19 protein-coding genes and 1 tRNA gene are annotated in these 20,058 nt (G+C 64.6%); 11 read left to right on the top strand and 9 right to left on the bottom strand.

All coding sequences use genetic code 11. From position 1 onward, the window contains the following. Positions 1-474 precede the first annotated feature (474 nt). Complete coding sequence (locus tag LDH66_RS04230) at positions 475-1,587, top strand: hypothetical protein (protein WP_226479821.1); 1,113 nt, start codon at positions 475-477, stop codon at positions 1,585-1,587. Positions 1,588-1,660: 73 nt separating this feature from the next. Next, positions 1,661-1,903 carry a DUF8119 family protein gene (locus LDH66_RS04225; protein ID WP_226480965.1) on the top strand — a complete coding sequence of 81 codons (243 nt, stop codon included), beginning with the start codon at positions 1,661-1,663 and terminating at the stop codon, positions 1,901-1,903. 339 nt (positions 1,904-2,242) lie between these two features. Here the strand turns inward: LDH66_RS04225 and LDH66_RS04220 are convergent. Further along, positions 2,243-2,327 (bottom strand) — tRNA-Leu (locus LDH66_RS04220). Between the two features lie 117 nt (positions 2,328-2,444). After that, a complete protein-coding gene (locus LDH66_RS04215; RefSeq protein WP_175480011.1) occupies positions 2,445-2,618 on the bottom strand; it encodes a hypothetical protein in 174 nt (57 codons plus the stop codon). A gap of 234 nt (positions 2,619-2,852) precedes the next feature. Between LDH66_RS04215 and LDH66_RS04210 the strand changes: the two genes are divergently transcribed. Then, positions 2,853-3,161 carry a transcription initiation factor IIB family protein gene (locus tag LDH66_RS04210; protein WP_226479820.1) on the top strand — a complete coding sequence of 103 codons (309 nt, stop codon included), beginning with the start codon at positions 2,853-2,855 and terminating at the stop codon, positions 3,159-3,161. A gap of 143 nt (positions 3,162-3,304) precedes the next feature. Here LDH66_RS04210 and LDH66_RS04205 read toward each other — a convergent pair whose 3' ends face one another. Beyond that, positions 3,305-3,772: a phosphopantetheine adenylyltransferase gene (locus tag LDH66_RS04205; RefSeq protein ID WP_226479819.1), complete on the bottom strand. Its 468-nt coding sequence runs from the start codon at positions 3,770-3,772 to the stop codon at positions 3,305-3,307. Positions 3,773-3,922: 150 nt separating this feature from the next. Between LDH66_RS04205 and LDH66_RS04200 the strand changes: the two genes are divergently transcribed. The 3 genes from LDH66_RS04200 (at position 3,923) to LDH66_RS04190 (ending at position 8,223) form a co-directional block, all read left to right on the top strand. Continuing rightward, positions 3,923-6,178, top strand: a complete 2,256-nt coding sequence (locus tag LDH66_RS04200; RefSeq protein ID WP_226479818.1) for an NADP-dependent malic enzyme — start codon at positions 3,923-3,925, stop codon at positions 6,176-6,178. Between the two features lie 4 nt (positions 6,179-6,182). Then, positions 6,183-7,652, top strand: coding sequence for an outer membrane protein assembly factor BamB family protein (locus LDH66_RS04195; RefSeq protein WP_425492884.1), 1,470 nt, complete (start codon positions 6,183-6,185; stop codon positions 7,650-7,652). 199 nt (positions 7,653-7,851) lie between these two features. Further along, positions 7,852-8,223: a 30S ribosomal protein S8e gene (locus tag LDH66_RS04190; protein WP_226479817.1), complete on the top strand. Its 372-nt coding sequence runs from the start codon at positions 7,852-7,854 to the stop codon at positions 8,221-8,223. 103 nt (positions 8,224-8,326) lie between these two features. On the opposite strand, the gene LDH66_RS04185 is transcribed toward LDH66_RS04190, so the two are convergent. The 5 genes from LDH66_RS04185 to LDH66_RS04165 all read right to left on the bottom strand — a co-directional run bounded on the left by LDH66_RS04185 (position 8,327) and on the right by LDH66_RS04165 (position 14,444). Continuing rightward, positions 8,327-9,310 (bottom strand): aldo/keto reductase, encoded by a 984-nt coding sequence (locus LDH66_RS04185; RefSeq protein ID WP_226479816.1) that lies wholly within the window; start codon positions 9,308-9,310, stop codon positions 8,327-8,329. Between the two features lie 113 nt (positions 9,311-9,423). Then, entirely contained in the window at positions 9,424-10,419 is a 996-nt protein-coding gene (locus LDH66_RS04180) for a phosphate uptake regulator PhoU (RefSeq protein WP_226479815.1), read from the bottom strand. 247 nt (positions 10,420-10,666) lie between these two features. Continuing rightward, the gene (locus LDH66_RS04175; protein WP_226479814.1) at positions 10,667-10,894 is read right to left on the bottom strand and encodes a DUF7511 domain-containing protein; all 228 of its coding nucleotides are present in this window, start codon (positions 10,892-10,894) and stop codon (positions 10,667-10,669) included. Positions 10,895-11,162: 268 nt separating this feature from the next. Beyond that, the gene (gene ppk1, locus LDH66_RS04170; protein ID WP_226479813.1) at positions 11,163-13,733 is read right to left on the bottom strand and encodes a polyphosphate kinase 1; all 2,571 of its coding nucleotides are present in this window, start codon (positions 13,731-13,733) and stop codon (positions 11,163-11,165) included. Positions 13,734-13,751: 18 nt separating this feature from the next. Next, positions 13,752-14,444: a metallophosphoesterase family protein gene (locus LDH66_RS04165; protein ID WP_226479812.1), complete on the bottom strand. Its 693-nt coding sequence runs from the start codon at positions 14,442-14,444 to the stop codon at positions 13,752-13,754. A 171-nt stretch (positions 14,445-14,615) separates the two neighbouring features. On the opposite strand from LDH66_RS04165, the gene LDH66_RS04160 reads away from it, so the two are divergent. Continuing rightward, positions 14,616-15,281, top strand: a complete 666-nt coding sequence (locus LDH66_RS04160) for a 2,5-diamino-6-(ribosylamino)-4(3H)-pyrimidinone 5'-phosphate reductase (protein WP_226480942.1) — start codon at positions 14,616-14,618, stop codon at positions 15,279-15,281. A gap of 103 nt (positions 15,282-15,384) precedes the next feature. On the opposite strand, the gene LDH66_RS04155 is transcribed toward LDH66_RS04160, so the two are convergent. Next, entirely contained in the window at positions 15,385-16,155 is a 771-nt protein-coding gene (locus LDH66_RS04155; RefSeq protein ID WP_226479811.1) for an enoyl-CoA hydratase/isomerase family protein, read from the bottom strand. 214 nt (positions 16,156-16,369) lie between these two features. Between LDH66_RS04155 and msrA the strand changes: the two genes are divergently transcribed. From msrA to LDH66_RS04135, 4 genes are all read left to right on the top strand, one after another. Continuing rightward, a complete protein-coding gene (gene msrA / locus LDH66_RS04150) occupies positions 16,370-16,900 on the top strand; it encodes a peptide-methionine (S)-S-oxide reductase MsrA (protein WP_226479810.1) in 531 nt (176 codons plus the stop codon). Between the two features lie 224 nt (positions 16,901-17,124). Next, on the top strand, positions 17,125-18,144 hold the full coding sequence (locus LDH66_RS04145; RefSeq protein ID WP_226480941.1) for a hypothetical protein: 1,020 nt from the start codon (positions 17,125-17,127) through the stop codon (positions 18,142-18,144). A gap of 102 nt (positions 18,145-18,246) precedes the next feature. Next, entirely contained in the window at positions 18,247-18,672 is a 426-nt protein-coding gene (locus tag LDH66_RS04140) for a CBS domain-containing protein (protein ID WP_226479809.1), read from the top strand. A 157-nt stretch (positions 18,673-18,829) separates the two neighbouring features. Continuing rightward, positions 18,830-20,056 (top strand): FAD-dependent oxidoreductase, encoded by a 1,227-nt coding sequence (locus LDH66_RS04135; RefSeq protein WP_226479808.1) that lies wholly within the window; start codon positions 18,830-18,832, stop codon positions 20,054-20,056. Positions 20,057-20,058 lie beyond the last annotated feature (2 nt).

Genomic DNA, 20,058 nt, shown 5'->3' with positions numbered 1-20,058 from the left:
CTCTCGAACGCGGTCGTCGGGTTGTATCGCTCGAGTACGCGGTCTCTCGAGTTTCGATCGTGACTGCTCTCGAGAGGTGATGACGGTGTCGGCTGGCCGAGGCTAGATTCCTTGTCGCTATTTGAAGAGAGGAGTGTGGGCCAAGTCACGCTATCGCTCGCACAAACCCGGGTCAGCACGATACGGAAATTACGATTTCCGAAATCAGGATTTCTACGTTCGAAAGAACAAAACCGTCTGCGGTGAGAATCGCCGTCGAACGTCTCGTCCTGCTCGTACTCGATTGTCTCTTCGCAGAGCACCTGCTATCCCTTCCTATCAATACTGTCTGTCTGACTTTCACATATTGAGAACTGTCATCATATCCATTACAACTGGGCACATCACCACGTCTGAAAGCGGGTACCGCGGTGCGTGTGTACGTGCCTCCCTAGAAGAGAGATGACGCCACTACCATCCCAGAACCAGCGCCCTATGAGCGGAAACGGCCGCCGCGAATTCCTTCGGACGGTCGGCACGGCCGGCTACGCGCTCGGCGTCGCTCAACTGCTGGGCGTCGAGGATGTCGTTGGCACAGCTGGTGGGGAGGTCTCGGTCATCACCGCCCTCGTCAGACCCGATCCGAGCGATCCGTGGACGATTGAGAAGCGAACGAAGAGTGTTCCCGCCGACTGGTACGCCGCGGTCAGGAAGGCGTTCGAACTCAACCGGCGTCTCGCCCAGTCCGGGATCACCGGCTACCTCGGCAGCGCGGTCGTTCCGGGCGACTACGCCGAACCGGGCGCATCGATCACGGTCGACATCTCCGCGCAGGACTTCGACCAGACGCTCCCGTTCCTCGAGACGGTACTAGACGAGGTCGCGTACGACGTCAATCGAGTCGTTCGGGGCGAGGCGGCGACGAACGAGCGGGACGGCGGGCCGCTCAGGCGCGTCGCCAATGTCGACGACGGCCGGGTCCCCGGCGGCGTCTCCTGCCGAGCGGACGACAGCAGGGCGACGGTCACGCCGGCTCTCTATGATCCGAGCGCAGAGCGGAGGCTGTTCGCAACGGCCAGCCATACCTTTCGGGGATCCGAACCCGGACAAGGCGTACTCGTGCTCCCGCTCGAGAATGGACAGGAGGTCCCTTTGGGTCGGGTCTACGCAGACCATGCGATCGAGGACGTGGCCGCAGTCGCCCCGGACGGGCCGCACCGTCCCGACAGCGTGATCGCCGGTCCGACGGAAGTGCGCGTCCGCGGTCAGTTCACCCGGCTGGGCCTGGCCGACCTCGTTGCCCGTGGTGAGTCGCTCGAGAAAGTCGGTGCGCGAACCGGTCATACGACCGGTCAGATCGAGGGAATCGACGCCGTCACGTCGCTCACTGGGGAGTCACCCCGGTACGGTCAGCTCCGATGGGGTAACGAACGCGACATGGCTGACGGCGACAGCGGCTCCGTGAGCTTCCGGGCGGATCCCGCCGCCCCGGATCGGGGCGTGCTCGTCGCCGGCTTTAACAACGCTCGGACCTGGTGGCCGGGGCAGAACTACATCTGGGGAACGACCGCCTATCAGCTCACCGATCAGTACGGCTACCACTTCTGAGAGTGATGCTCTCCCCACTCTACCCAGTATCGAACGGCTCGCTGCTCGCGAAAATCACGTCAGGAGGTGGCCGATGACCGACGACCCACCAACGCACAGCGTTCCGCCACTGACGCAGGCAACGCTCCGACGAAAGGTCATGATCGCGGGACGGCTGGTCGCAGACCTGCTCGTCGTCGGTCTGTGGGTTGTCTTGGTCACACTGCTGGCACTGGGGGCTACGTGGTCCCGGTGGCAGTTCTATAGCCTGCTCCTCCTCGGAGTTATCTGCTACGTCCGGGTGACAGCGCCATGGGATCGCCGCCGAGGGGGATAGTATCTGTAGCGGTTCCGTCTGTTGGAGATGCACCTGTCCAGACAATACCTCCAGAACCACTTTCGCCCTAGGCGAATCAAAATCATACTCGACCGATTGACCCTGTGGGTCCGTAGCTATCAAACTCACTGGTGCGTCCGCTCTCGGTTTGAACGCCACACTGTTCCTTTGCTTGGCCGTCATGGTTGTGTGCAGAAAGAAAACCGCAAGACTCGAGCAGGATTGAATGCGCGGGACCGGATTCAAACAACGCGAAGACGTGCTCACTCCGTTGCGCGCGTCTTCTCTCGTTCGAACTGGTCGGCGATGTTTCTCCTCGCGTAATTGCTCGGAGAAACATGCGCGGGACCGGATTCGAACCGGCGGACCCCTACGGGACAGCGTCCTAAGCGCTGCGCCGTTGGCCTAGCTTGGCTACCCGCGCTCACAACCGAGTTTTCACGAATCGAGTAAGTACCTGTCGGTCCGCGCTAGCGCCGCCCCGACCGCTGGCCGAACCGCCCGCCCACGAGTTCGACCCGTCGGTCGTACTCGAGCGGATCTAACAGTGTTTCACTGGTTCCTCCGGAGACCAGTCCGGCGGAACGATGAACGTCACGTGCTCGGGGTCGCGAAGCTGGTGTAGTTCCGCAGCCTGTTCGGCCAGCGACCGCTCCCGGTACGGCATCTCGAGCCCGCAGCCGGTACAGACGAGTTTGCAGGTTGGCTCTTTCATAGAGAGGTGCGAACCGCCCCCAACGACGGTGTCTCTACGCTTGGGTCGACGGATGGTTTAGTAGTCGTCTCCTAGTGAAATCAGCCGAGAACGGCCGTATTCCCGAGATATTCGTATCTGAACGTTGCCAACCGTAGTGCATCATTGGCGAGCCGTTTCGTGCGATGTCGTCCGAGCGGTGTGCTGCGATAGCGCGACCGTAGGTTTATGCCGTCCGACCCGATACCCGGCAGTATGCACAGCGCCCGCGATCGAATCGAGTACGAACCGTGGCTCGAGGAGCTCTCCGAGATCGCCGAGCGCTTAGAGCTCTCGTCGGAGGCGCGATCGTGTGCGGTTGATCTCTTCCTCACCGACGTTCCTGCGTCCGATCGCTCGAAGCGAGCGGTGCTGGCCGCCAGCCTCTATGCCGGCTCGCTCGTCGCCGGTGACGGCCGCACACAGGGTGCGGTCGCCGAGGCCGCGGACGTCTCTCGACTGTCGATCCAATCCCGCTGGAAGGAGTTGCTCGAGTCGGCGGGTCTCGAGCCGCCGCGCTGGTAACAGCGTCGTACACCCGACCGTTTACCGCCCAGTGACGGACTGATTCGGCATAAGTATACGATACGAGAACGAACAACATGAGCAGATAGCTATCGGGAATTGCCGTACGGCGGTCGCAATTGACTCGGGAGACCGCGGCCGCGTCAGTCGCCGTCAGTGACGTTTCCGTGCTCGTCGATTTCGCCCTTGACGATCCGCGTACTCGAGATGATGTCGCCGTCGTCAGCGAGGAGGTGCGGGACGACGACCACCTCGAGAGGGTCGTGGCCGCGTTCCTGGCGGATCTCGTTGATCCGCTCGCCGCCCTCGCGAGTTTCCGGCGAGACGACCAGATAGTCAAACTGCGGTTCGGTCGCGATTCCCGTCGGCGATTCGAGCATCCGGACCTCGAACTCGCGGTCGTGGTCGGCCGCGATCGACTCGAGTTCGGACTCGAGGTCCGCCTTCCGTTCGTCGAACGATCGGACCCGTCGGTCGACGTCTCGTGTTTTCGGCGCGAGTTCGTCGCTGGTCAACCCGACCGTCACGTCCCCGAGTTCGAACGCCCGTTCGAACAGCCGTCGGTGACCGTCGTGAACGGGGTCGAAGGTCCCACCAAGCGCGACGTCCATACCCCACGTCATTCCCGCGGTGCGTATAAAACGGTCGAATCGTCATCTTTTCTCATGGGGAGCGGTGGATAGCCGGACAGCCGTATATTTCGACAGACGTCGAATGTCACCTTCACATTGTTTTTAGTAGTCGCCCGCAGTGTCCCCGGTATGGGACTAGACGAAGACGCACTGGAGTACCATCGGACCGATCCGGCGGGAAAGATCGAGATATCGACCACGAAACCGACGAACACGCAGCGCGACCTCTCGCTCGCGTACTCGCCGGGCGTCGCCGCGCCGTGTCTCGAGATCGACGAGGACGAGACCGACGCCTATCAGTACACGGCAAAGGGCAATCTCGTCGGCGTCGTCTCGAACGGCTCGGCCGTACTCGGCCTCGGCGATATCGGCGCACAGGCGTCGAAGCCGGTCATGGAAGGGAAGGGCGTTCTGTTCAAACGCTTCGCGGACATCGACGTCTTCGACATCGAGCTCGACGACTCGGACCCCCACAAGCTCGTCGAGGCCATCAAGATGATGGAGCCAACCTTCGGCGGGATCAATCTCGAGGACATCAAAGCGCCCGGCTGTTTCACCATCGAAGAACGCCTGCGCGAGGAGATCGACATCCCGGTCTTTCACGACGACCAGCACGGCACCGCGATCATCTCCGGCGCTGCGCTGATAAACGCCGCCGATATCGCCGGGAAGAATCTCGATGAACTCGAGGTCGTCTTCTCCGGCGCCGGCGCGAGCGCGATCGCGTCGGCCCGCTTCTACGAGTCGCTCGGCGTCCGGAAGGAGAACATCACGATGTGTGACTCCTCGGGGATCATCACCGAGGCCCGCGCGGAGGAAGGCGACGTCAACGAGTACAAACAGCAGTTCGCCCGGGACCTCCCCGAAGGCGGCCTCGCGGACGCGATGGAGGGCGCTGACGTCTTCGTCGGCCTCTCGATCGGCGGCATCGTCGATCAGGAGATGGTCCAATCGATGGCCGACAACCCGATCGTCTTCGCGATGGCCAACCCCGACCCCGAGATCGGCTACGAGGAGGCGAAAGCGGCCCGCGACGACACGGTCATCATGGCCACCGGCCGCTCGGACTACCCGAATCAGGTCAACAACGTCCTCGGGTTCCCGTTCATCTTCCGGGGCGCACTCGACGTGCGCGCCACCGAGATCAACGAGGACATGAAGGTCGCCTGTGCCGAGGCGCTGGCCGAACTCGCCCGACAGGACGTCCCCGACGCGGTCGTCAAGGCCTACGGCGACGAACCGATTCAGTACGGCCCCGACTACATCATCCCGAAGCCCGTCGACCCGCGCGTGCTCTTCCGCGTCGCGCCGGCGATCGCCGAGGCCGCAATGGAGTCCGGCGCCGCTCGCACCGAACTCGACTTAGACGAGTACGAGGAGGAACTCGAGGCCCGCCTGGGCAAGTCCCGCGAGATGATGCGGGTCGTCCTCAACAAGGCCAAGAGCGACCCCAAGACGGTCGCGCTCGCGGAGGGCGAGAACGAGAAGATGATTCGAGCGGCCTACCAGATTCAGGAGCAGGGAATCGCCCTGCCGATCCTGATCGGCGACGAGGACGAGATAAAGGGGACGGCCGCGAATCTCGGGCTGGACTTCGATCCGACGGTCGCCGATCCGTCCGTCGGCGACTACGAGGAGTACGCCGACCGTCTCCACGAACTCCGCGCTCGTAAGGGCATCACGCGGAGCGAGGCCGGCGAACTCATCGAACGCGACTCGAACTACTTCGGCAGCGTGATGGTCGAACAGGGTGACGCTGACGCCCTGCTGACCGGCCTCTCGCATCACTACCCCTCGGCGCTCCGCCCGCCGCTGCAGGTCGTCGGTACCGACGAGGACGTCGACTACGCGGCCGGCGTCTACATGCTGACGTTCAAGAACCGCGTCATCTTCGTCGCCGACGCGACGGTCAATCAGGACCCCGACGAGGAAGTCCTTGCGGAGGTCACCAAACAGACGGGCAAGCTCGCACGCCGGTTCAACATCGAACCGCGCGCCGCCTTGCTCTCGTACTCGAACTTCGGCAGCGTCGACAACGAGGGGACGCGCAAACCCCGCAAGGCGGCCTCGATGCTGCAGGACGACCCCGGTGTCGACTTCCCCGTCGACGGCGAGATGCAAGCCGACACCGCCGTCGTCGAGGATATCTTGCAGGGCACCTACGGCTTCTCCGACCTGGAGGAGCCCGCGAACGTGCTGGTCTTCCCGAACCTCGAGTCGGGCAACATCGGCTACAAGCTGCTCCAGCGACTGGGCGGTGCCGACGCCATCGGCCCGATGCTGGTCGGGATGGACGAGCCGGTCCACGTCCTCCAGCGGGGCGACGAGGTCAAGGACATCGTGAACCTGGCGGGTGTCGCGGTCGTCGACGCCCAACAGGAGTAAACGCGTGAGCGAGCACGCCGCCGACCGCCGCGAAGACGGGCCCGAGCGCACCGTCTCCGTCTCCGTCGCTGACTCCGATCGCACCGGTCGCGAAACCGATGGCGCTCGGGTGACCAGACGGCGGCTGCTCTGTACTGCGGGAACTGCGGGGACCATCGGTCTCGCCGGCTGCGTCGGGCGGGAGTATCGGTCGCCGCCCGACTGTTCCACCGTCGCTGCCGCTGCCGAAACCGGAGACGGGTACGTCCCGTTGCCCGCGGACGAGGACATCTCGATGTTTCGGCGCGGACTGCGCCGCTACGGTTACTATCCCGACGAGACCGTTCCCTCCGACGTTCGCGTCGACTGGTCGTTCCCCACTAACCGCATCGGGCACACGGCGGCCAAGTCGACGCCCCGACCGACGCCGGACGGGGAGACGATCCTAATCGCGAGCGATACCGGGCGGATCGACGCCGTCACGCCGAGCGGCGAGCGCCGCTGGCGCATCGATACCGGCGCCTCCAGGAGCCTCGGATTTCACGGGACGCCGGCGATCGTCGACGGCACCGCCTACATCGGCGGCTACGACGGCGATTGCTACGCCGTCGATATCGACTCCGGCGACGTGATCTGGCGAACGGCGGCGCGCGAGTTCGGCGGCGCGATCGCGATCGGCTCGAGTCCAGCCTACATCGACGGCAACCTGTACCTGCTCGCCGAGTACAGCGATCCCGCCAGCGGCACGCTCTGGGAGCTCGACGCCGCGACCGGGAATCCGACCTGGAGCGACGACCGCCTCTGGGGGATGCCCCACCCCTCGCCGGCGATCGACTGCGAGACCGGTCGGCTCGTCACCGGCTCGAACGACGGCGTCGTCTACTGCTGGGAGTTCCCCTCGCTCGAGTTCGCCTGGTCGTTCCAGGCCGGCGGCGGGGGCGGCCCCGACGGCGAATCGATGGCAGGTGGCCGATTCAATCTCGGCGCACAGATCAAGGGGACGATCCCGACCTACGACGGTGCGGCCTTCGTCGGCTCCTGGGACGGCCGGTTCTACCGACTCGATCTCGCGGACGGAAGTGAGGAGTGGTCGTTCGAGACCGGCAATATCGTCATGTCGAACCCAGCGATCGATCCCCGGCAGGGGGTCGTCTACGTCGGGAGCGACGACGACCACGTGTACGCACTCGATACCGCGACCGGCGACGAACTGTGGTCGGCGGACGTCGGCGGCCGGGTCATCGGGTCGATAACCGCGACGGCCGAGACGATCCTCGTCGGATCCTACGATACGCACCTGTACGCCCTCGACCGAGCGACCGGCGATCGGCGCTGGCGGGTCGAAAACCGCGGCCACGTCACTAGCGGTGCGATCCCGCGGGGCGACCGGATCTACTACGCCGAGCGCGGCGTCTTCTCGAATTACTACGACGACGACGAGGAGACGGTGCTCGAGGAGCCCGGCCACGCCTACTGTCTGGTTCCGGACGAATGAGTGCGGTCTACTTCGAGTCACCGCGAGCGAACACAGTGAGCGAGCGGGCCGACGACCGATGTGGAGGGCCGCGAAGCGGCCCGGAACGGAGGGAGGAGTGCTTTTCATCGACGTTTTGCCGAGGGCGCGGCTTTGCCGCGCCCGCAGAGCAAAAGGTCGTAGCAGTGCATTCAAGTATACGCCCGGATTTTTACCGGGTATGCAAGATCAGGGACGCTCTACGCGCAAGCGAACCGGTGGCCGACTGAAGAACGTTCGAAAGCGACGCAAGGACGAACTCGGTCGACTCCCGACCGAGACGGAGGTCGGCGAACAGCGATTCCGGACCGTCGACGCTCGCGGAAACGTCACGAAGACTCGAGCACTCTCGACTGACGTTGCAAGCGTCAACAAGGGCGACGAGACGGTCTCTGCGGACATCGAGGACGTCGTCGAGAACGACGCCAACCCGAACTACATCCGCCGAAACATCATCACGAAGGGAGCAGTCATCGAGACGAGCGAAGGGCAGGCCCGCGTCACCTCCCGTCCCGGACAGACCGGTCAGGTCAACGCCGTTCTCATCGACTAACGCGGACTGATTTTCGGGTCACCGCGATTCGTGGCAGCACCGTCCGATAGCGGAGAGTGTCTCTGTCGATCCCGTTTCCTATCGACTACCGCCGCACGTCGCGTCACACGTCTCCGATATCGGGGTTCCAGACGGGCGTGATCGGTTCCGCCAGCCGCTCGAGGTCCCTATGACTGAGATCGATCTCGAGCGCACCGATATTGTCCTCGAGGTGGTCGATCGTCCGCGGACCGACGATGGGCGCGTCGACGGTGTCCTGGTGGAGCAACCAGGCGAGCGACACTTGCGCCGGCGTCGCGTCGTGGGCGTCGGCGACGTCCCGGACTCGCTCGAGAACGGCCCAGTTCTCCTCGGTGAACCGTTTTTGCATGAATTCGTCCGTCGCGGCCCGTCCCGAGTCCCGATCCTCGTCTCGCTCGTATTTGCCGGTCAGGAAGCCGCCGGCCAGCGGCGACCACGGAATGACCCCGACGTCCTGATCGGCACACAGCGGCAGTACGTTCGCCTCCTCGTGGCGGTCGACGAGGTTGTACTCGCACTGCATCGAGACGAAGCGCTCGTAGTTGTCGACGTCGGCCGCGTGCAGCGCTTTCATGAACTTCCAGGCCGGCATCGTGCTCGCGCCGACGTACCGTACCTTGCCCGTCTCGACGAGCCGGTCGAACGCCGAGAGCGTCTCCTCGATCGGCGTCTCGTCGTCCCAGCGGTGGATCTGATAGAGATCGATGTAGTCGGTTCCCAGCCGCTCGAGGCTGGCGTCGGCCTGCTCGAGGACGTGTTTCCGGGAGAGTCCCTCGCCGTTCGGTCCCTCGTGCATCGGGCCGTACACCTTCGTCGCGACGACGAGTTCCGACCGGTCGCGGTCCGCATCGGCGAGGACGGTTCCGAGAATCTCCTCGCTCTCGCCGTGCGAGTAGACGTTGGCCGTGTCGAAGAAGGTGATACCGAGTTCGAGCGCGCGGTCGATCACTGCGTGGGCCTGCTCGCGGTCGTGGACCATCCACGGCTGGTCGGTCCCGAAGTTCATACAGCCGAGACAGAGCCGCGAGACCTCCAGTCCCGTCTCGCCGAGGCGCGTGTACTCCATGCTCTCGTCCTTCGTTCCGGCGCGGGTTAAAGCCGGCACGGAGTCTATCGAGTACTGATACGACGAAAAACGAGTCAGGGTCCGTCGATTTCGATTCCGGTCTCGACGTCGATTCAGGGCCGCGGTGCCGCCTTCTGGAGCGCCGTCTCGGCGATGTTGCCGCCGTAGTCGGCGCTTCTGGACAGCGAGTCGACGATCAGTCCCAGCGACTGGGCCTGTGCGGGCTCGAGGTCGCGGAGCATATCGTCGATCTGGCGGGTGTGTTCGTCGATCTCGACGACGGCCGCGAGCGCGTCGTGCCCGAGCCGGTTGGCTTCGTCGGCGTCGTCGGCGAACAGCGCGTCCATCGACTGCTCGAAGACGGTCGCGGCTTCGGCGTGGAGGCCGTGGATGGCGTCGGCCACGTCGGCGGGGAGGTCGTCGAGTTTGAGCGCGATGTCGCTGATCTTGACGGCGTGGTCAGCGATCCGCTCGAGCTGGCGGGCGCTCGAGTGATAGTCGAAACAGGCCTCGCGGGAGACGCCGAGCTCCTCGACCGCGCGGGGAGATCGCAGCGTCGCACGGAAGATCCGCGAGACGACCAGCCAGAGGCGGTCGACGTCGTCGTCGCGGTCGATCACGTCATAGGCGATGTCGTCGTCGTTCTCGATCAGCGCCGTCACCGCATCCTCGAGCATCGATTGGGCGATCAGGCGCATGCGCGTGACGGCGTTGACGATCGAGAGCTCCGAGGAGTCGAGCAGGTCCTGGATGACTACGCTGTCACTGGTCTCCTCTAACACTTCGACGCCGACGAGTCGTTGGGTCGCGTCGCGGATCGCACTGCGTTGCTCGGTCGTGATCCGCCCCGCCTCGAGCGAGATGACGTCGAACCCGCTGACGTACATCGTCATGACGGCCCGCATCAGTTCCTCGTCCTTGAGTCCGGAGACGTCCAGGGTCCCTTCCTGGCGTCGAGTTTCGCGTTCGGGCGTCAGAAGGAGTTCGTCCCCTTCGGGATAGAATTCGACTGTGGTACCGCTGCTGACGTCGTTGTCCGTCGCCCAGGTCTTCGGCAACGAGACGGTGAAGGTCGACCCACCTGTGACCTGCACTTTTCGCGTCTCCATACGAACCGCTTCCGACTGCAACAATATAAATCCACTAGTCTATAGAGAGATAGAGACCGGCCCATTTCTGCTAGTATGGGGCCTATCTACGGTATTTTTGCCCTCTATTGGTTAGTATATATACATCGATAATGGTTGACGTATATAGAGATATATAGATGAGAATATCGACCGGGTATCGGTACCGATCCGATCGAAACCGAACGGTATCGATGACGCGCGATTCGCGTCAAAGAGCGATCACGGCTTATCGAACGTCGGCGAGGTCGACGATGGCCCCGACGTCCGCCGAGAGCCAGGTCGTTATCCGCTCCGAGTCGGAACACTCCCGCGGTGTGATCGTACACCGATCGGGCCGGTCCTCGTATCGGACGATGATCGACTCGAGGTCGAGTTCGTCGGTCGAGTACCGCGTGGCCGCGTCCAGTCGCTGTCGGGGTGACCGATCGCCGTAACCGCCGGTGGATCCGTTCATGGGTCTGGAAGGTCCGTGGACATACGAATCGACGACACGTACAAAGCGACTGCTAATTGTGATATTGAGTGATCCATACGTGTCGTAGTTGCTCCGTATCAGCGTCGTCACTGACGCGAACGGTGTCCGTACGCCGGGAAATAGGGTGTTTCCCATCGAAAAGCAGTCAATACAGCAGATGTGTCGAAACAGCACGGAGGTCGCCGAAGAAGAGCCGACGAAACGGGTACTGTGAGCCACGCAGCTCTCGTCTCGCAGTCACCCCGCGCTACGGACGGGTGTTGCGCTGTGCGTCGTCTACTGCGGAGCGCATAAACGTCTCGTGGACGTTCGTAGTCGCCCCGTCGTCCGCGGGCCGACACCGATCGTAGGTTCCGTCCGATCGCATTACCCACCTGTTCTGATCGTCGGAGAGCAGCGTCTCGAGGACGCCCTCGAGCCGACGCTGGAGGCGCGGGTCATCGATCGGCGTGATCGCCTCGACCCGATTGTCGAGGTTGCGGGTCATCCAGTCGGCCGAGCCGATGTAGTAGCGCTCGTCGCCGCCCGCCTGGAAGTAGAAGATCCGCGAGTGCTCGAGGAAGCGACCGACGACGCTGTAGACGTCGATCGTGTCGCTGACGCCCTCGAGCCCGGGACGGAGACGGCAGATGTCCCGGACGATCAGATCGATGTCGACGCCGGCCATCGACGCCTCGTAGAGCTCCCGAACCATCTCCGGGTCCTCCAACCGATTCATCTTGGCGACGATGCGCGCGTCCTCGCCGTCGCGTGCGCGCTCGGCTTCGGCCCGGATGAGGTCGACGAAGCGATCGCGCATGTTCCCGGGCGCGATGAGGAGTTCCCGGTAGTCCCGATGCATCGAGTGGCCGGTGAAGTAGTTGAACAGCCTGACGAGGTCCTGTCCGATGTCCCGATCGGCCGTCAGCAGCCCCAGGTCCTCGTAGCTCTTGGCGGTCCCGGAGTGGTAGTTGCCGGTTCCGATGTGGGAGTAGAGCCGGACTCCGTCGTCCTCCTCTCGGACGACCAGCGAGGTCTTGGTGTGGGTCTTGTAGCCGATCGTGCCGTAGGCGACGTGGATCCCCTCTTCCTCGAGTTTCTTCGCCCACTCGAGGTTGTTCTCCTCGTCGAAACGGGCCTTGAGTTCGACCATGACGGCGACCTGCTTACCGTTGCGAGCGGCCTCGATCAGGCTCTCGATGATCTGTGAATCGCTCGCGGTTCGGTAGATTGCCGCCTTGATCGCGAGCACGTCGGGGTCGTTGGCCGCCGCCTCGAGGAACCGCTGGACGGTCCCCTCGAAGGAGTGGTAGGGGTGGTGGACGAGCATGTCCCCGTCGCTGATCGCGTCGAAGACGTTCGTCGCGTCATCGCATCGGCCCAGTCGCGGATGCGGCTGGGGCGACCACTCGGGGAGCTTCAGGTCGGGGCGATCGAGGTCGGTCAGGTCGGCGAAATCGCGGTAATCCAGCGGGCCGTCGAGGTGGAACACTTCACGATCGTCGAGATCGAGTTCGCGCGTGAGGATCTCGCGGACCCTCTCGGGCGCGTCGCGCTCGATCTCGAGTCGGACGGCGGTCGCGAAGCGCCGCTCCTCGATGACCTCTTCGATCATCTCGATCAGGTCCTCGGCGACCTCCTCGTCGCGTCTGACCTCTGCGTTGCGCGTCACTCGGAAGAGGGCGGTGTCGACGACCTCGACGTCGGGGAAGAGCAGATCGAGGTTTGCCCGGACGATGTCCTCTAAGAGAACGTACCGCGTGTCGTCGCCGAACTGGACGAACCGCAGCTGATTCCGCGGGATCTTCACCCGGGAGAAGGTCAACTCCTCACCGGGTCGTTCCCGCGTCAACACGGCGAGCGAGAGGCTCTGATTCGAGATGAACGGGAACGGGTGGGCCGGGTCGAACGTCAGCGGGGTCAGGGTCGGCAGGACGGAACTCTCGAAGTACTCGCGCAACTGCTGGCGTTCGACGACCGTGAGGTCGTCGTAGTCGACGATGTGAATCCCCTCGTCGGCCAGTGCTGGGCGAATCTCCTCGCGGTAACACTCGGCCTGCTGTTCGAACAGCGGCCGGGCCTCCTCGAGGGCGGCTTCCCACTGCTCGTAGGGCGTGCGTCCGTCGGGCGTCTCTTCCGTGACGCCGGCCGCGATCTGCTGTTTCAGCCCGCCGACGCGCTTGCGGAAGAACTCGTCGAGGTTCGTGGTGACGATCGCGAGGAACTTCACGCGCTCTAACAGCGGGTTGTCCTCGTCGAGCACCTCGTGGAGGACGCGGCGCTGAAAGGCGAGTTCGCTGAGTTCGCGGTTCAGATAGTAGGACGGATCCGACAGATCGACGTCCGGCTGCGCCGGCCGGGTGTCGGCGGACGCGGCGACCGGTAACGCGTCTCGGTCCGGATCCGTCGCCGATTCGGATTCGGCGGTCGCGCCAGTGTGATCGAGTACCACGCTTTCCGCTGCCGGATCGACGTCGTCCGGAGCTGATTCCGCATCGGTCGTCCGCTCGTCTGCCTCGTCTGCCTCGTCTGCCTCGTCGGCATCGTCGGAATCGGCGGTCGAGTCGCTCCGCTCGGGTCCCCACGTCGGTCCGGCCTCCGTCTCCCCCATCAGTTCAGCGTCCGTCGTCGATTCCGACACCGACTCGGACGTCCCTTCGGTCTCGTCGCCCTGGTCGGATCGGGCGCTCCGCTCGGCGTCGGCATCCGCGTCGGTCACGTTGTCCTCGTCAAGTAACGACCGAAACGAGAACTCCGCGTCGTTGGTCACCGTGTAGTCAGGTGTCTGTTCGTCCGTCGATACTCGGTCGTCGTTCTCCGTCGCGTTTCGTTCGTTCATCCCCGAATCCCCCGCATCTCACTCGTTATCGGTCGTGACGATCTTCTCGGACGACCGCTCGACGTGGCCGGTTCCGGCCACGCTGATCGACTCTCCGCGGCAAACGTCGTACGCCGTCAGCCTCCCACCGTAGACACAGCCGGTGTCGAGCCCCACTGCCCACTCCCGTTCGATCGGCTCCGCGAGAACGGTGTGACCGAAGAAGACCCGCGGCGGCCCCTCGTAGGTCTCGAACCAGAACGGGCCGTCGTAGCCGTCGCCGTCCGGCGACCGCATCGTCAGCACGTCGTCCCCCGAGTGCGACGATAGCGCTCGGCTCGGATCGACCCCACCGTGAACGACGAGGCCGCCGTCCCACGAAATCGCCGCCGGCAGCGATTCTAAGTACTGGTAGTCGACCGCATCGAGGGCCGGCAGCGAGGCCTCTCCCTCGAGCAGCTTTCGCTCGTTGTTGCCGCGGACCGAGACCAGCCGCGGCGACCGCCTGACGCGATCGAGAACGGCCTTGCTCTCCGGTCCCTTTCGGACCAGGTCACCGACGAACACGGCGAGATCGTTCGCGCCGAGTTCCAACGTGTCCAGCAACGCCTCGAGCGAGTCGAGACAGCCGTGTACGTCACCCACGACGTAGACGTCGTCCCGGTTCTCGAGGTCGATGTGCCGGTGGTCGAACGATACTGAGTCGTCGAACGCGGAGTTGGCGGTCGTCACGTGTTGTGCGTTCGAACTGTCCAGCGAAACAGGATAAGTCGTTTATATGTTTCGTATTGAACGCTATATAGGAGCGTATAGCACACCCGAGAGCGGGGATTCGCCGCCCGGGGAAAGAGAAGACGAACGGTGAGACGGGGATTTCTTTAGGAGCGCTGCTACACCATGGGTATGGACGTTATCGTCAACGCCGCCGCGAGCGCGGACGGCAAACTCTCCTCGCGCCGCCGCGAACAGCTCGCGATCAGCGGCGAGGACGATTTCGCGCGCGTCGACCGACTGCGGGCCGAGAGCGACGCGGTCGCGGTCGGCGTCGGCACCGTGCTCGCCGACGACCCCCATCTGACCGTCAAAGACGACGACTTGCGGGATCAGCGCCGCGAGGCGGGGCGATCGGCGAATCCCGCACGGGTCGTCGTCGACTCGAGCGGACGGACGCCGACGGACGCGGCGATCCTCGACGACGCGGCGACGACCTACCTCTGCCTGAGCGAGGCCGCGCCCGTCGATCGGCGGCTGGAACTCGCCGATCACGCCGAGTTGCTCACCGCGGGCGACGACCGAGTCGATCTCCTTCGAGCGTTCGCGGCGCTACAGGAGCAGGGGATCGAACAAATAATGGTCGAAGGCGGCGGCGAACTCATCTTCTCGCTGTTCGAGGCCGGCCTGGTCGACGAGCTCCGGGTGTTCGTCGCCCCGAAGATCATCGGCGGTCGCGACGCCCCGACGCTGGCCGACGGCGAGGGGTTCGTCGCGGAGTTTCCGACGCTCGAGCTCGCGGATATCGAACGACTCGACGACGGCGTCGTGCTCACGTGGCGCGTCGACGACCGATAGGCGGTCGGCGGTCAGCGGCCAGTAGATAGTAATCAGCGGTCAGTGGCCAGCGAATAGTAGTCAACGGCTAGCGGTCGGCGGCCGTCAGTCGACGTTCCCCGTTTTATTCGAACTCCGGTTCTCGATCCTCGACGAACGCCGCCATCCCCTCGCGCTGGTCGTGCGTGCCGAAGAGGCTCGCGAAGGCGCGCTTCTCGTACGCGAGGCCGCTTCCCTGTGGCCCCTCGTGGCGCTGATTGATCGACTGTTTGGCGGTCCGCATCGCGAAGGCCGGTTTCGCGGCGAGTCGGTCGGCCAACTCGTCGACGACGTCCGCGAGGTCGTCGTCGGGGACGACCTCGCCGAACAGCCCCGCTTCCGCGGCGGAGTCGGCGTCGAGGCGCTCCCCGAGGAAGATCATTCGCCGCGCCGTCTCGTCGCCGACCAGTCGCGGCAGCCGCTGGGTCGCGCCCCAGCCGGGGATGATGCCCAGATCGATCTCCGTGTTACCGATCAGCGCCGACTCGCCGGCGACGCGCAGGTCACAGGCCAGTGCCATCTCGCAGCCGCCGCCGAAGGCGTAGCCGTTGACCGCCGCGATCGTCGGCGCGGGAAACGCCTCGAGCGCGTCGGCCACGTCGTGGCCGAGGTCGCCCCACTCCTGGGCGGCGTCCGGGGAGAGATCGCGCATATACTTGATGTCGGCACCGGCGATGAACGCGTCGCCGGCACCCGTCAGGACGAGTACGCGTGCGTCCTCGGCCGCGGCCTCCTCGATCGCTTCGCCCATCGCCTCGAGCGTCTCGACGTTCAACGCGTTGAGCGCGTCGGGTCGATCGACTGTCAGCGTCGCCACGTCGCCGTCCCACTCGAGTCTGACTGTGTCCCAGGACATACCCCGGCGTTTGTCAGCCACCCCCAAATCCCTTCGCACGCGATTCGGGTCGCGAATGGGAGACGGTCGGTCCGCCGGGGATCGCCTGGCCTATAGTAGCCACTGAAACGATTCACATACTGATCGCAACGCTGTCGTGCGATCAGATGTGCAACGACTTTCAGTGGTTACTAAACCCGTCACATCTTTCCTCGGTCGCACCCTACGACGGAGTATGGAACGAGCCACGTTCGGCGGCGGTTGTTTCTGGTGTACGGAAGCGGCGATGAAGGAACTCGAGGGCGTGGAGTCGGTCACCTCCGGCTACGCGGGCGGACACGTCGAGGACCCGTCCTATCGCGAGGTCTGTTCGGGCAACACCGGCCACGCGGAGGTCGTCCAGGTCGAGTACGATCCCGACGCGATCGGGTACGACGACCTGCTCGAGGTGTTCTTCGCCACGCACGATCCGACCCAGCTCAATCGGCAGGGGCCGGACGTGGGAACCCAGTATCGCTCGCTCGTCCTCTACCACGACGACGAGCAGCAACGGCAGGCCGAGGCCTACATCGAGGCCCTCGATTCCGAGTACGACGACGACGTCGTGACCGAACTCGAGCCTCTCGAGACCTTCTATCGCGCCGAGGAGAAGCATCAGGATTACTTCGAGAAGAACCCGAACGACGCCTACTGTACGATGCACGCGGCCCCGAAAGTCGAGAAGGTCCGCGAGAAGTTCGGTGAGATCGTCGCTGCACAGCAGTGAACCGTCGGCGGTTCGCTGTTACAGTCCCGACCTCGCCGTAGAAACGCCGTTTCACGAGTATACGATGCCGGACCGTAGTACCGGATCGGTCCCGTTCGGTCTTCGCTCTAGATTACGAGGACGCTGTTTTCACGCGAACGGTCTCACACACCTGACGGGATTCTCGCCAGCAGCAGCCCGCCCCCGTTTTATATGTGACGTTCCCGGCACAGTCTAGCGTGGGAATGCCGTTTACGAAATACTCGTTACAGAGCGTTCGCAAGGGAATCCGGGAACCACAACTCGTCTGGACGGAGCTCTGTAAGTACCTCTGGTCCGCCCACCGAGAGCTCTTCGAACTCCGCCACGGGAGCGGTACCGACGTCATGGACGAGGACTGGGACACGCTCCTCGTACTCGACGCCTGTCGATACGACTTCTTCGCCGAGATGAACTGGATCGACGGGCGCCTCGAGTCGCGGTTGTCCGCCGGCTCGAGCAGCCCGGGGTGGATCGACGCGAACTTCGCGGAGAGAGAACACCACGACACCGTCTACGTCAGCGGTAACGCCTTCACGGCCGATATCGACGACGACGTGTTTCATGCGATCTATCCGGTGCCGCCGGAGCCGGTCGCGGAGTCGGCGGCCGTCGACGCGGCCGACATCTTCGACCCCGATCTCCTGGCAGACAGTTACGTGATCGACCCGGAAACCGTCGTCGAGACGGCGCTCGAGGCCCACGAGCGACACCCCAACAAACGGCTGATCGTTCACTTCCTGCAGCCCCACGTCCCGCTCATCGGCGAGACCGGGCTCGAGATCTACCAGCGGATCGCATCCCAGCGCGATCTCTCGTCGGTGTCCCGCGGCGGCCGAGGGGATCGGTTCGGCGCGCTGAACGTACAGCTCTACGAGATCATCGAGGACGACGCGTTTGATATCGACGTCACCGATCTGCGGCAAGCGTACGCGGAAACCCTCGAGATCGTCCTCCCCTACGCCGACCGGCTGATCCGAGAGGTGGACGGGAAATCCGTCATCTCCGCCGATCACGGCGAACTCCTCGGCGAACGGCTGTTTCCCTTTACGAGCCGCAAGTACGGGCACTTCGAGTACCTAGCGAACGAATCGCTGCGACGCGTTCCCTGGCACGTCGTCGACGCGGACGACCGGAGACGGATCGTCGAAGAGGCACCGGTCGAGTCCGTTCGCATGGACGAGGAGGAGGTGACGGAGAAGCTCCGAGTGCTCGGTTATCGGTAGCGAAACGCGGGTAACGAGCCGAGTTTCGTGCGGTCGACCGCGATCAGTTTCGTGTGAAAGGACCCGTTTGAATAGCAGTCCCGGAGTCGTTCGAACCGAACCATGTCCATCGGCAAACTCGGTCCCCAGGACGTCGTCACGACGAGTCCGGACAGCCAGCTCGAGGAGATCACGGCGACGCTCGAGGAGGAAAACGTCGGCTCGATCGTCGTCACCGAAGACGACGAACCGATCGGAATGCTCACCGACCGCGACGCGGCGCTCGCGATCCACGACCACGACGACGTCGGGTCGGCGTCGGTCGAGGACGTGATGACCGAAAACCCGGTAACGGTCCACGAGGACGACGATCCGATCACGATCTCGGAGGCGATCCGCGACAACAACGTCCGCCGGTTCCCGGTCGTCGACGACGACGGCGAATTAGCGGGCATCGCGACGCTCGACGACCTGGTCGCGACGATCGGCGAGGAACTCGAGAACGTCGCCGACACGATCGAAGCCCAGTCGCCAGAGTACAGTCCGTAATGCTGGAGGTCCCTTCGCGGACCGATCGCGGCGCGGCTGCGAGCCTCGGCGCGTGATGTCCCCGTTTTCGCCGACTGATCGCCCCACCGAACGCCACAGTGACAGCACCGAACCACACCGGTGAAAGGTACGTCCGTCTGGGAGCCGTCGATCGACTATGGACAGCCGAACGGACGCGGACGCCCTCGTGATCGGGGGCGGTGCCACCGGGGCGGGGATCGCCAGGGACCTCGCGCGCAGAGGCGTCGACGTCACGCTGGTCGACCGGGAGGGGCTCTCGTCGGGCACGTCGGGCCGATCCCACGGCCTGCTTCACAGCGGGGCTCGCTACGCCGAGGCCGACGGTCCGGAGGCCAGGGAGTGTCTCGAGGAGAACCGAATCCTGCGCCGAATCGGCGGCGCGTGCGTCCGAGAGACCCGCGGGCTCTTCGTCCAACTCGCGGACGACGATCGGGCGTACTTCGAGGCGAAGCGCGACGCCTGCGAGGACGCGGGAATCGAGACCGAGGTCGTCAGCGGAGACGCCGCCCGCGAAGCGGTCCCGACCCTCGCCGATGACGTCGATCGAGCGATGTGGGTCCCGGACGGCGTCGTCGTCCCCTCTCGGCTGGTCGCCGCCAACGCGGCCGATGCCCGCGAGCACGGCGCGCGAATCCGTACGCACGCACCGGTCACGGACGTGACCGTCGAGGACGAGCAGGTGACGGCGGTCGCGCTCGGCGGCGACGCTGACGAAACGGTGCGGCCGAACTACGTCGTGAACGCGACCGGCCCCCACGCCGGTCATATCGCCGACATGGCGGGTCTCACCGTCGAGATGCGGCCGACCCGCGGCGTCATGATCTCGGTCGAGTACGACGGCATCGAGCCGGTCCTCAACCGGTGTCGCGAGCCCGACGACGGCGATATCATCGTTCCCCACGACGGCGAGGTCGTCCTCGGCACGACGAGCGTGCCGGTCGACGATCCGGACGACTACGAGCGGGCCGAGTGGGAGGTCGCGGAAACGGTCCGGGAGTGCGCCGCGATGCTTCCACCGGTGGCCGACGCTCCCCGCGTCAGGACGTGGTGGGGCGTCCGCCCGCTGTACGAACCAGAGGAGGCCGCCCGCGGCGGCCGCGGGATCTCGCGGGGCTTTCATCTCCTCGATCACGCCGACGAGGGCGTCGCGAACTGCTGTAGCGTCGTCGGCGGGAAGCTGACGACCTACCGCCGGATGGCCGAGGCGACTGCGGACCTCGTCTGCGACCGGCTCGGGGTCGACGCCGACTGTTCCACTGCGGACGAGCGACTGCCGGGCGCGTCGGATCCCGAGCGACTCGACGAGTACGTCCGGGAGTTCGACGGACAGGGGCCGACGGACGCCGATCTCGTCGGGACGTAGCG

The sequence above is a fragment of the Natrinema amylolyticum genome, assembly GCF_020515625.1.
Lineage (GTDB): Archaea > Halobacteriota > Halobacteria > Halobacteriales > Natrialbaceae > Natrinema > Natrinema amylolyticum.
The sequence above is the reverse complement of the archived record's forward strand: the minus strand, read 5'-3'. Positions and strand labels throughout refer to the sequence as shown.